The sequence below is a fragment of the Vibrio lentus genome (genome assembly GCF_002875945.1).
Classification (GTDB): Bacteria; Pseudomonadota; Gammaproteobacteria; order Enterobacterales; family Vibrionaceae; genus Vibrio; species Vibrio apostichopi.
Genome location: NZ_MCZK01000139.1, coordinates 1 through 12124, shown reverse-complemented (window position 1 = coordinate 12124; position 12124 = coordinate 1). Strand labels below are relative to the sequence as shown.

Below are 12124 nucleotides of genomic sequence, written 5' to 3'. Positions count from 1 at the left end.
GTTTCAGACACAAAAAAGAGAGCCTAAGCTCTCTTTTTTTATTGAAGATTGATAAGCACAGCTCAGGCTCTACTTATCGATCTTCTTCTGGAAGCTTAACGTTCAGCTCTAATACGGAGATGTCGTCATCTTTGTGTTCGAAAGTCAGATCAACCATTGACGGATCGACTTCCACATACTTTGCAATACACTTCAAGATGTCTTCTTTCAGTTGCGGTAAGTATGATGGTGCAGGGTCGTCATGGCTGCGTCGCTCAGCAACAATGATCTGCAAACGCTCTTTGGCTAGGTTTGCGGTTGTCTTTTTTTGTGGTCTGAAAAACTCTAGTAATGACATTGCGTATTAGCCCCCGAACAGTCTTTTGAAGATGCCTTTCTTCTGTTCCGTTAAGAAACGGAAGTCCACTTGGCTACCCAGTAGTCGCTCTACAGTATCATTGTAAGCCATACCTGCGTCGGTTGCTTCGTCAAAGATAACCGGAACACCCTTGTTTGACGCGTTCAGTACTGCTTGGCTCTCTGGAATCACACCCAGTAGAGATATGTGTAGAATTTCTTCAACGTCTTCAACACTTAGCATCTCACCTTGAGTTACACGTGCTGGGTTGTAGCGAGTCAGTAGAAGGTGCGTTTTCACTGGCTCTAATCCGTCTTCAGAACGACGAGATTTAGAATCAAGAATACCTAGAATACGGTCTGAATCGCGTACCGAAGAGACTTCAGGGTTAGTGGTTACAATCGCTTCATCAGCAAAGTAAAGCGCCATTAGAGCACCTTGCTCGATACCCGCAGGAGAATCACAGATGATGAAATCAAAGCCCATTTCATCCAGTTCATCAAATACACGACGAACGCCATCTTTCGTCAATGCATCTTTATCACGAGTTTGAGAAGCCGGAAGAATGAATAGGTTCTCTGTGCGCTTGTCTTTGATCATTGCTTGGTTCAGCGTCGCTTCACCATTGATCACGTTAACGAAGTCGTACACAACACGACGCTCACAACCCATGATTAGATCTAGGTTACGCAGACCGATATCAAAATCGATAACCGCTGTTTTCTTCCCTTTCAGAGCTAAGCCAGAGGCAATAGCTGCACTGGAGGTCGTTTTGCCCACCCCGCCTTTACCTGACGTTACAACGATAATGCGTGCCATTCTTTTTTCCTTTTATTTCTCTTATATTGCGAGGACATCAACGTGTAATACATCGTTTGCCATACTGAACATGGTTTTCTTTTGCCAGTACTCGCTATCAATTTGATCGCTGAGCCAGTAATTTCCTGCAATGGAAACCAGCTCGGCTTGTAAATCATTACAAATTATTTTTGCTTCAGTTTGACCACTTGCACCTGCAATCGCGCGACCGCGTAGCGTGCCATGAATGTGGATGCTGCCATCGGCAATCACTTCTGCGCCAGCACTTACGTGGCTGAGAATCAGCAAATCGCCGTCTTTGGCATACACTTGCTGACCAGAGCGAATCGGGGTTCGCACCACTTTTATCGGAGCCATCTTCGCCGGAGCTTGAGAAGGCGACTTGCTCGCTGTCATAACGGCAAAACCTGCATCTCTGGCTAAGTTTTGCATGCGCTTATCTGAGCAACCTGCCACACCAACCGGGATCATACCCGCTTGAGATATACCATTTTTGAGCTGTACGAAATCAATATCGCCAGCTACTTTACTTATGTTGATAACAACAGGAGCCGCGGCAAAAAAAGTAGGTGCTTGGTCTACCTTCTCTTGAAGAAAAGACACTGCATTTTCGACTTGATCATCGGATAAGTGCAAAACAGATAGCGTGAAACTGCTACCTTTTAGATCTGGGTTACTAGACATCGAAAAACTACAGGACCTCAATTGTGGATAGGTACAATTTCTTTCATCTTAAAGATAAAGGGCATTGCCTGAAACTAGGTTTATCATGTTATATTCCCAAACCAAGCACAGCAAGTAATCTTGTTGTCAAATAAACGTTTTGTCCCCAATAATTCATCAACATAAACTATTGAACTCACAAGTGAGAGTTTTGTAGCCATAAACATTTAAAAAAGGTTTGTCATGCTGTGTTCTATATATAAAAGCTCAAAAAAAGAAGGAACATACCTTTATATCCCGAAAAAGGATGATTTCTCACAAGTCCCTGACGCACTGATGCAAATGTTTGGTAAACCTAGCTTTGTAATGGTAATTAAAATGGAAGGCCGCACGCTTGCCCAAGTCAGCATCGAAAAAGTGAAAGAGTCACTAAAAAACGATGGTTTCTTTTTGCAGGTTCCGCCTCCGCCGGTTAACGAACTTGAACTGCATAAAGAGCGTAAAGCTCAGCAAAATGTTCAAGACGAAGAGTGATAGCCACCTAATTCAAGGAGGAATGATCGTTGAGTAAATTTTCTAAGACCCTATTAGCCGTGTCAGCATTGCTGTTGGGTAATAGCTTGACTATCGGTTCAGTACAGGCTGAAGAGCTTAGCTTTGAACAATATGTAGAAAAGCTAAAGCAGCAAGGCCGTGAACAAGGCATTTCTGAAGCGATCATTGAAGAAGCCTTTGATGGTGTGACGTTTAAGCCGAGAGCAGTCAAAGCCGATAAGAACCAACCTGAGAAAAAACTGACTCTGGATGAATACATTCCACGAGCGGTGCCAGATTGGAAAGTGAAACAGGCAAGATCGCTTTATAAGGAACACTACACAGCGTTAAAGCGTATTGGTGATGAGTACGGCGTTCAACCAAGGTTCATTGTCGCTCTATGGGGCGTAGAAAGTAATTTTGGTAAGTTCACGGGTAATTACAGTGTTATTGATGCTTTAACCACTATGGCTTACGAAGGACGCAGAGAAGCGTTGTTCCGCAGCGAAGCGATGGCAGCGTTAACGATTCTTGACCAAGGCCATATCGCACCCAAAGAGATGAAAGGTTCTTGGGCTGGCGCGATGGGGCAGCCTCAGTTTATGCCAAGCTCATTCTTAGCTTATGCCGCTGACGGTAACGGCGACGGTAAGAAAGATATTTGGGGCACTGAAGAAGATGTATTTGCTTCAGCGGCTAATTATCTCAGCCAATCAGGTTGGGATGACAAATATACGTGGGGCCGTCAGGTTCATGTTCCGGCAAGCGTGTCTATCGAGATGCAAGGCCGAGGTGAAGACAAAGCGAAATACCTAAAAGAGTGGTCTGAACTCGGTATTAAGCGCTTTGACGACCGCCCATTACCAACGCTTGATGAAGACATTAAAGCTTGGCTAATTATGCCAGACGATGAAACCGGTCGTTCGTACCTCATTTACAACAACTACAATGTGTTAATGAAGTGGAATCGTTCTTACTACTTTGCGTTGGCGGTTAGCCACCTAGCAGACAGAATTAAGTTTGATTAGTCGACCTAATTTGGTTAATTGATTTAGGCCGCTTTGAATAGCATTTGGCCTACTATAGGCAGAACGAACTAAAGGACTCTTCGGAGTCCTTTTTCTTTTATATTTCAGAGATTTTAAAGGTGGTCTTGTGCTAACAGATAGAGCCGCACAGATGGTGATATTCCATGCGTTAATCAAGCATGAAGGCTTTACCAGTGCTGCAAAAAGTTTGAATGTGTCGGTGTCTCACATCAGTAAGCAAATTGCTTTACTCGAAGACTCGATAGGTATCAAGCTGGTGCAAAGAACCACACGTAGCCTGACATTAACCGAAGCAGGGGAAGTGTTCTATCAGCACTGTGAGCAGCTGTTCAACACGGTGAAAGCGGCTCAAATGGATATGGACAGCCAACGAGATGATATCTCTGGGATATTGCGAGTAGGATTATCACAGTCATTTGGCACACTGCATATCATTCCTGCTATTGATCAGCTCAGACAGCTCTATCCGCAGCTAAGAATCGAAGTCCACTTGTTCGACTACAAAGTGGATATGATTGAAGAGCGACTGGATCTCTGGATCACCAACAATGAAGATCTGCCTGAAGGTTATATTGCGCAGCGCTTGGCTGATAGCCAGTTTGTAGTGGCGGCATCACCGGATTATCTGATTAAAGCTGGTACTCCTCATGTGCCATCTGATCTGATTGACCATAACTGCCTTATCTATCGTAGCCGTGAACGGGACTACACATCATGGGCATTTGATAACGGCCAAGAAAACCTCAGTGTTAAAGTGGCGGGCGACTATTCGGTGGATTTGGCTGAGGCGGTACGAGACGCGGCAGTATCGGGTTGGGGCGTTGCTTATCTGGCGACTTACTTAGTCAAAGAAGAGTTTAGAACGGGCAAGCTCATCCAAGTATTACCAGAATGGCGAGCGAGTCAGCTGATGCCATTTTACGCTGTGTATCCGAGTAGAAAGAACATGCCGAAGAAGCTTTCAGCAGTGATTGAGTTCATCAAAGATCATATCGGGTCGCCAACTTATTGGGATGAAAACCTCAAAACTTGCGTTGAGCTGCACCGTTAACTGTTTCCTAATCTATAAATATAATTTCCATATGGAAAAAGTATGCTTTCTAATCAAGTTAAATCATTAAAATTCAATGCTTTAATATAATCATAGGTGGTGCAGTGATAATCCCAACATCACATTAACAACCGCACCTTGCCGCAAACGATTTCCTCTATACAATGCGTCGCCTTTCCTACCTACAAATTTTAGGTTGACGCATATGGCTTCCCTACTTGGAATTATCACTATTTTAGTGGCCGCTTGGTTACTATCTACGGACAGAAAAAATATCCCGCTAAGAACCGTCTCTTTGGCTTTCTTACTGCAAATCTCATTCGCATTATTGGTTCTTTATGTGCCAATGGGTAAAGAAGCGCTGAATGCAGCTACTGGTGCGGTGTCTAGCTTGATCAACTACGGTCAAGAGGGGATTAACTTCCTATTTGGTGGCCTAACGAATAACGGATTTGTTTTCGCTATTAACGTTCTCGGCATCATTATCTTTTTCTCTGCATTGATTTCAGGTTTGTACCACATCGGCTTTATGCCGAAGGTGATCAACCTTATCGGTGGTGCTTTGCAAAAGTTCTTAGGTACAGGTCGTGCGGAATCACTGTCTGCAACAGCGAACATCTTTGTTGGCATGATCGAAGCGCCATTGGTGGTTAAGCCTTACTTGAAGCACATGACGGATTCACAACTGTTTGCCGTAATGGTGTGTGGTTTGGCTTCTGTAGCTGGTGGCACGTTAGTCGGTTATGCATCGCTTGGTGTTGATTTGAACTACCTGATCGCTGCGGCATTCATGTCTGCTCCAGCTGGTCTATTGATGGCTAAGATTTTGGTACCAGGTAATGCAGATGAGGCTCAAGAAAATATTGAGTCTGACGTTGAAATTCCACGAGCAACAAACGTAGTTGAGGCAATGGCAGATGGGGCTATGTCTGGACTTCGTATTGCCGTTGCGGTGGGTGCGACACTTCTGGCCTTTATCAGTGTGATTGCAATGCTGAATGGCTTGTTAGGTATTGTTGGTGGTTGGTTTGGCGTAAACCTAAGCTTCGAACTTATCCTAGGTTATGTGTTCGCACCCGTTGCATGGCTGATCGGTGTGCCGTGGTCTGAGGCTGTGGTTGCAGGCTCGCTGATCGGTAACAAGATCGTTGTGAACGAGTTTGTGGCTTTCATCCAGTTAATGGACATGAAAGACGCACTGAGTGAGCACTCAAAAGCGATCGTGACTTTTGCACTATGTGGTTTTGCCAATATCTCTACGATGGCAATTCTGATTGGTGGTTTGGGTAGCTTAGTTCCAGAGCGTCGTTCTTTCATCTCACAATACGGCTTTAAAGCGATTTGTGCAGGTGTGCTTGCCAACTTAATGAGCGCAGCGATTGCTGGCGTGGTGCTTTCTCTTTAAGCCCTTCCTCGTTAATTGATAAGTATTTTCTAACTGGGTTCTAAGTACCCAGTTAGATTTTTAATACTGTGTTGTCCCATAAGTAAAGTGACTGATTAATCACAATAATATTCGGTTAGTGTGATAAAGAGATCCTATAGTGTAATGACGTAGTTTTTCTTATTCAGTTAATAAGTTTGTACCACAGGGTGTGGTGCAAACCTTTTAGGGGCACAAATGGATTTGTCGATTACTTCATCCTTGGCGTTAATTGGGTTACTGTCTTTAACGTGTCAATTGTTAGGTTGGCGCTTACGTCTTCCTGCTATTCTTCCTCTTCTTATTGTCGGTCTACTTTTAGGCCCCGGTCTCAACATCCTTAATCCCGATGCCATTTTTGGTGACGTGCTATTTCCGCTGATTTCATTAGGTGTCGCCATTATTCTGTTTGAAGGTGCATTGACCCTGAATTTCAAAGAAATCAGAGGTCATGGTCGCATGGTGACGCACCTCGTGAGTTTCGGCATGTTGATTACATGGGCGTGCATTGTCGTTGGTGCTTATTACTTTGTGGATTTCAGTTGGCCATTAGCCGCGTTGTTTGCTGCACTAGTGGTGGTGACGGGGCCAACCGTTATTGTTCCCATGTTGCGTAGCATTCAGCCTAAATCGTCGTTAGGCAGTATCTTGCGCTGGGAAGGGATAGTGATTGATCCCATTGGCGCTCTGTTTGCTGTTCTTGTTTACGAATACATTGTCTCTTCAGCTGATCCTACCGGCCATGTCCTGTCGGCCTTAGGGCTGACTCTGGCCATCGGTTTAGGCTTAGGGATCATCGGTGGCTATTTGATTGCCAAAATGCTGAAAGGGCATTGGGTTCCGCACTATTTGCGTAACGTGGCAGTCCTGACGTTAATGCTGGCGGCGTTCTCTTTTTCTAACGATCTGAGTGAAGAGTCTGGCCTATTAACCGTGACCATCATGGGTATCTGGCTCGCTAACGTAAAAGGCTTGGATCTCGAAGATATTATTGAGTTCAAAGAGACCTTAACCGTGTTACTCATTTCCGCTTTGTTTATTTTGCTGGCGAGTCGACTCGATTCAGGGACTTTCCTCTCGATAGGTTGGGGCGGTATTGGCTTATTAGCGGTCGTCATGCTGGTGGCTCGTCCTCTGAGTGTGTGGATCAGCGGGATCGGCACGGATCTTACCTCTGCGGATAAATGGTTTTTGAGTTGGATGGCGCCTCGCGGGATCGTCGCTGCTGCCGTTTCTTCTTTGTTTGCTATCAAACTTCAAGAGAAGCAATTGATTGAAGGGGCTGATCTACTGGTGCCGATGGTGTTCTTGGTCATCATCGGTACGGTTGTGATTCAGAGCCTTACCGCAAGTTGGTGGGCAAGAAGGTTGGGTGTGACGCAAGAGAAAGCACAAGGGGTTATCTTCTTTGGCGCGACTCATTTTGCAAGACAGTTTGCTAAGGTGCTGGCGACACACAACATCAATAGTGTGCTTGCCGATACCAACTGGGAAAGCATTCGTTTGGCGCGTATGGATAACCTGAATGTCTATTTTGGTAACCCAGCCTCAAGCCACGCGGAAAACAATTTGGAATTGGATGGGATAGGGCGCGCGATGATCGTCTCGCCTTATCGTCAAACTAACCCATTAGTCAGCATGCATTATCAAGATGAGTTCGGTGAAAATAAGGTGTTTGAGCTTGAATCGACAGAGACTAAACACGAAAGGCACTCAGTGAGCCGAGATGGCAACAGAAGTCTGTTTTCGGAAGGAATTACCTATTCCAAGCTTAACTCCTTGATGGCTCAAGGCAGCCAAATTAAGAGCACGGGTTTGACCGAAGCATTTGACCTTAATGAGTTTAACGCGCTGTATCCTAAAGCGATTCCACTGGGTGTGATTACTGGCGGTGATTTCCGTTTAGTGACACAAGGTTCTGCTTTGGAAAAACTCATATCAACGGAGTGTGCGATCATTAGTTTATTGCCGCCTTCGGATCAAATTGAAAGAGTTGATACTTCAGATAAGTAGCGAGTGCTCTGTATAAAAAGCGATTAGCTGTGTATCAAAAAAGCCGCAACGTTTTCACGCTGCGGCTTTCTAATTTTGCTCTAGCTTATTTTGCTCTAGCTTATTTTGCTCTAGCTTATTTTGCTCTAGCTTATTTTACTCTAGGGCGAGGCAATTCATGCCAACGGTATTGTTACCGAGACTGTCGTTCGCAAATTACTTCGAGTGAAACTGCTCACAAGCAATCATAGTGTTCTCAATTAGGCTTGCTACTGTCATTGGACCAACACCACCCGGAACCGGTGTGATGAAGCTTGCGCTCTCTTTTGCGACATCGTATTCAACGTCGCCAACGAGTTTGCCAGATTCCAAACGGTTGATACCTACATCGACCACAACGGCACCTTTCTTAATCCAAGCGCCAGGAATGAAGTTTGGCTTGCCAACGGCTACCACAACAACATCCGCTTGACGTACATGACCTTCAAGGTCTTTGGTGAAGCGGTGACATGTTGTCGTCGTGCAACCTGCTAGAAGAAGCTCTAGGGTCATTGGGCGACCTACGATGTTTGACGCGCCAACAACAACCGCGTGCTTACCACGTAAGTCGATGTTGTAACGGTCAAGCAATGTGATGATGCCTTTAGGCGTACAAGAGCGTAGCTTAGGCATACGTTGAGCCAAACGGCCTACGTTGTATGGGTGGAAGCCATCAACGTCTTTCTCTGGCGTGATACGCTCAAGAACGTGAGTGGTATCAATACCGGCAGGTAAAGGCAGTTGAACTAGGATGCCATCAATCTCAGGGTCTTCATTTAATTGGTCGACGAGCGTTAGCAGATCATTTTCGGTCGCCGTCGCTGGTAAATCAAAAGACTTTGAAACGAAGCCTACTTCTTGACAGGCTTTACGCTTACTTCCAACGTAAACCTGAGAGGCAGGGTCTTCACCCACTAAAACTACCGCTAGGCCCGGAGCGCGTAATCCAGCTTCAGTACGAGCCTTTACACGTGCCGCAACTTCAGAGCGAACGGTTTGAGAAATTAGCTTTCCATCAATATTTTGAGCAGTCATGAATTTCCTTAGTATTGATATTCAAGTTAGTGGCTGATGTTTTGGGCGCATTATTCCAGAAAATCTTTTTGATTACCATCAAGCAAACGTTTGCTTTGGTCTATTTTCCAACACTTATAATCTCATTGCCCTTTTTTTACTCACTTGGATCAGAATGTTACACAAAGCCGTTGCTTTACTGATTCGAATTCGTATAATCCTTTCCTGTAGCGCGCCCTTAGCTCAGCTGGATAGAGCACCTCCCTTCTAAGGAGGTGGTCGAAGGTTCGAATCCTTCAGGGCGTACCACTATTTAAAGAAACCCGATAACTCTCTGAGTTGTCGGGTTTTTTGCATTTCAGAACGACTTAATCTATCAATACCATGTTTTGCATTTAGATGTCTCCGTCTTTCGGTTATTGCTAAACGGCCACGAGCTGTGGGGTATATCTAAGACCTAACATACTGCACCCGTCTTCCAAGTAACTGTCGGTAACAACGTCGAAGCCGAATTTACCATAGTAGTCTTTGAGATGTGCTTGTGCCGAAATAAAAATTGAACAATCAGGGTACACCTCGCGAGTTGCATCAGAATCCAGCAGAGGAAGAACACCAACTGGGTATCCCAGCTTCTGAGCCATAATTCGGCTATAAGCGACAAGACGCTCGTTCTCATAACCCATGACGTGATAAGTCTCTGAGTGGTTATCCTTGCCGTCTAGGTCACTATACGGTGTGTTCATATCGACGATAAAAATGTCGACTCTTTGTTGCAAGAAATCATAGAGCTCTTGAACAGACAGATCCGCAAATTTTTTAACTCTCCACTCGATCATCTCTTTTCTCCTTATTATTTTTTGGCTACAACATAGAGACTATTTAAACCGAGTTCATTAACCTTTGTTAACTGGTCTTGTTACGAGGGAAAAATGACTGACTTGGTTTAATAACTGACTTGGCTTAAAGGCGATAAACCGGAAAGGACAAAGGTGCTGATTTTTTGCCTTTCGAGCATACTAAAAACACGACTCTTTATGCGCGACTCATTTCTTTCGTTATTCATTTCATTCGGCTCATGTAATAGAAAGTTAAAATTGTTCGTTTTTTGGGGTTTACATCATTTGGTAATAAAGCCACTATGAATTCACGAAGAATAGACAAGTAAAGCTATTAGCTGGTTGGTTTAGGAATCAAACCTACTGATTGATGGCTGATTTAGAGGAAGTAATGGCAGGAAACAGTATCGGACAACATTTCCGCGTGACTACGTTCGGAGAAAGTCACGGTATCGCACTAGGATGTATCGTAGATGGGTGCCCACCAGGATTAGAAATTACCGAAGCAGACCTTCAAAGAGATTTGGATCGTCGTCGCCCCGGTACTTCTCGCTATACAACGGCTCGCCGTGAAGCGGATGAAGTGAAAATCCTATCAGGTGTATTTGAAGGCCAAACTACGGGTACTTCTATTGGTCTATTGATTGAAAATACAGACCAACGCTCTAAAGACTATTCCGAAATTAAAGACAAGTTCCGCCCAGGCCACGCTGATTATACCTACCATCAAAAGTACGGTGTGCGTGATTACCGAGGTGGCGGTCGTTCTTCGGCTCGTGAAACTGCAATGCGTGTTGCGGCAGGTGCGATTGCGAAGAAATACCTGAAACAAGAATTTGGTGTTGAAATCCAAGCTTACCTTTCTCAAATGGGTGATATCTCAATTGATAAAGTGGATTGGAACGAGATCGAGAACAACGCTTTCTTCTGTCCTGATGCCGACAAAGTACCGGAATTTGACCAACTGATTCGTGACTTGCTAAAAGAAGGCAACTCGATCGGTGCGAAGATCCAAGTGGTTGCGACTAAAGTGCCTGTAGGCCTTGGTGAGCCAATCTTTGATCGTCTAGACGCAGACATCGCGCACGCTCTAATGAGCATCAATGCGGTGAAAGGTGTTGAGATTGGTGATGGCTTCGATGTCGTTAATCAGCGCGGTAGTGAACACCGTGACCCATTAACTCCAGAAGGCTTCAGCAGCAACCACGCTGGTGGTATCTTAGGCGGTATTTCTACTGGTCAAGATATTGTGGCAAGCATTGCACTTAAGCCGACATCAAGCATTACTGTTCCTGGTGACACCATCACTAAAGATGGTGAAGCAACGCAGCTAATCACTAAAGGTCGTCACGATCCATGTGTTGGTATTCGTGCAGTGCCTATCGCAGAAGCGATGCTGGCTATCGTGCTGCTTGATCACTTGCTACGTCACCGTGGTCAAAACTTTGGTGTGACAACAGAAACGCCAAAAATCTAGTTCTGCTTGGTTTTATTCAGAACAGAGTTGAAACTGATTTGATAGAAACAAAAAAGGGTTGCTTCGTAATGAAGCAACCCTTTTTATATTCTGCGTCATTGAGAATATCTAATGCACAGAGCTTTCCGGATCAAGCTGGAACGAAGGCAAGCGCCATTTGAATCTTACGGCAGCCATGCGCAGCAAGTAGCCAACGACTAGTGTCACGATTGTCGCTGTCACATCGTTGATGCCTAGTTCAAGAAGGCCTAGGTACAAGCCTGAAGCGACAAGGGCGACAGATGCGTACAACTCTTCATGCAACACCAGTGGCGTTTGACGACAGATAAGATCGCGCAGCAGGCCACCAAACACGCCAGTGACCAATGCAGACACCATACAAATCATAGGGTGCAGACCCATGGTCATCGCCACTTTAGTACCAATGATACTGAATACGATGAGTCCCAGTGCATCTAAGCGAATGAATAGCCCTTTAAGCTTAATTACCCATTTAGCGAGTCCGGTCGTGATGACTCCTGCCACACAGGTGATCGCAAGGTACTCTGGGTTTTCAACCCAACCTAGAGGGTAATGGCCGAGTAGGATATCTCGTACTGTACCGCCGCCGATTGCTGTTGCGCTCGCAACCAGCATTACACCAAACCAATCCATTTTTTGTTTGCCAGCGCTGAGAGCGCCGGTCATGGCTTCTGCCGTGATGCCAATGATATACAAAACACTTAGTAGCATTGCTGTAGCTCTATTATTTAGGTCTATAAATTTGAGAGTTATAGGCCTTGGGGATATAAAAATGAAGCGCGAGTGTAGTAGTAAAAACGGGCTTTGACGAATGAATATTTGTACCGTGAATCGAGGTTTCAGATTAGCTGAAGGGCTCTTCTCCGCTT

At 45.0% G+C, this 12124-nt stretch carries 12 protein-coding genes and 1 tRNA gene; 7 read left to right on the top strand and 6 right to left on the bottom strand.

Annotated elements, in window-relative coordinates; translation table 11 throughout:
- Positions 1–73: 73 nt before the first annotated feature.
- Genes minE through minC form a run of 3 tightly spaced genes read right to left on the bottom strand, consistent with a single transcriptional unit; the run spans position 74 to position 1840 of the window.
- A complete protein-coding gene (gene minE / locus BCT49_RS15185; RefSeq protein ID WP_010436847.1) occupies positions 74–337 on the bottom strand; it encodes a cell division topological specificity factor MinE in 264 nt (87 codons plus the stop codon).
- A gap of 6 nt (positions 338–343) precedes the next feature.
- Positions 344–1156 carry a septum site-determining protein MinD gene (gene minD / locus BCT49_RS15180; protein ID WP_009848498.1) on the bottom strand — a complete coding sequence of 271 codons (813 nt, stop codon included), beginning with the start codon at positions 1154–1156 and terminating at the stop codon, positions 344–346.
- Between the two features lie 21 nt (positions 1157–1177).
- On the bottom strand, positions 1178–1840 hold the full coding sequence (minC, locus tag BCT49_RS15175; RefSeq protein ID WP_004734174.1) for a septum site-determining protein MinC: 663 nt from the start codon (positions 1838–1840) through the stop codon (positions 1178–1180).
- Positions 1841–2062: 222 nt separating this feature from the next.
- Here minC and BCT49_RS15170 point away from each other — a divergent pair, with 222 nt between their 5' ends.
- From BCT49_RS15170 to BCT49_RS15150, 5 genes are all read left to right on the top strand, one after another.
- The gene (locus BCT49_RS15170) at positions 2063–2353 is read left to right on the top strand and encodes a YcgL domain-containing protein (RefSeq protein WP_017110315.1); all 291 of its coding nucleotides are present in this window, start codon (positions 2063–2065) and stop codon (positions 2351–2353) included.
- A gap of 29 nt (positions 2354–2382) precedes the next feature.
- Complete coding sequence (locus BCT49_RS15165) at positions 2383–3381, top strand: lytic murein transglycosylase (protein WP_102436313.1); 999 nt, start codon at positions 2383–2385, stop codon at positions 3379–3381.
- 151 nt (positions 3382–3532) lie between these two features.
- Positions 3533–4453 (top strand): LysR family transcriptional regulator, encoded by a 921-nt coding sequence (locus BCT49_RS15160; RefSeq protein ID WP_102436311.1) that lies wholly within the window; start codon positions 3533–3535, stop codon positions 4451–4453.
- Between the two features lie 205 nt (positions 4454–4658).
- Positions 4659–5858, top strand: a complete 1200-nt coding sequence (locus BCT49_RS15155) for a NupC/NupG family nucleoside CNT transporter (protein ID WP_102436309.1) — start codon at positions 4659–4661, stop codon at positions 5856–5858.
- 216 nt (positions 5859–6074) lie between these two features.
- The gene (locus BCT49_RS15150) at positions 6075–7889 is read left to right on the top strand and encodes a cation:proton antiporter (RefSeq protein ID WP_102436307.1); all 1815 of its coding nucleotides are present in this window, start codon (positions 6075–6077) and stop codon (positions 7887–7889) included.
- A gap of 195 nt (positions 7890–8084) precedes the next feature.
- Here BCT49_RS15150 and folD read toward each other — a convergent pair whose 3' ends face one another.
- A complete protein-coding gene (gene folD, locus BCT49_RS15145; RefSeq protein ID WP_017110310.1) occupies positions 8085–8942 on the bottom strand; it encodes a bifunctional methylenetetrahydrofolate dehydrogenase/methenyltetrahydrofolate cyclohydrolase FolD in 858 nt (285 codons plus the stop codon).
- A 211-nt stretch (positions 8943–9153) separates the two neighbouring features.
- Here folD and BCT49_RS15140 point away from each other — a divergent pair.
- A tRNA-Arg gene (locus BCT49_RS15140) sits at positions 9154–9230 on the top strand.
- A 113-nt stretch (positions 9231–9343) separates the two neighbouring features.
- Here BCT49_RS15140 and BCT49_RS15135 read toward each other — a convergent pair.
- Entirely contained in the window at positions 9344–9757 is a 414-nt protein-coding gene (locus tag BCT49_RS15135; protein ID WP_102436305.1) for a GNAT family N-acetyltransferase, read from the bottom strand.
- A gap of 391 nt (positions 9758–10148) precedes the next feature.
- On the opposite strand from BCT49_RS15135, the gene aroC reads away from it, so the two are divergent.
- The gene (gene aroC, locus BCT49_RS15130) at positions 10149–11234 is read left to right on the top strand and encodes a chorismate synthase (protein WP_004734182.1); all 1086 of its coding nucleotides are present in this window, start codon (positions 10149–10151) and stop codon (positions 11232–11234) included.
- Positions 11235–11342: 108 nt separating this feature from the next.
- Here the strand turns inward: aroC and BCT49_RS15125 are convergent, their stop codons facing one another.
- Positions 11343–11966 (bottom strand): trimeric intracellular cation channel family protein, encoded by a 624-nt coding sequence (locus BCT49_RS15125; RefSeq protein WP_102436303.1) that lies wholly within the window; start codon positions 11964–11966, stop codon positions 11343–11345.
- Positions 11967–12124 lie beyond the last annotated feature (158 nt).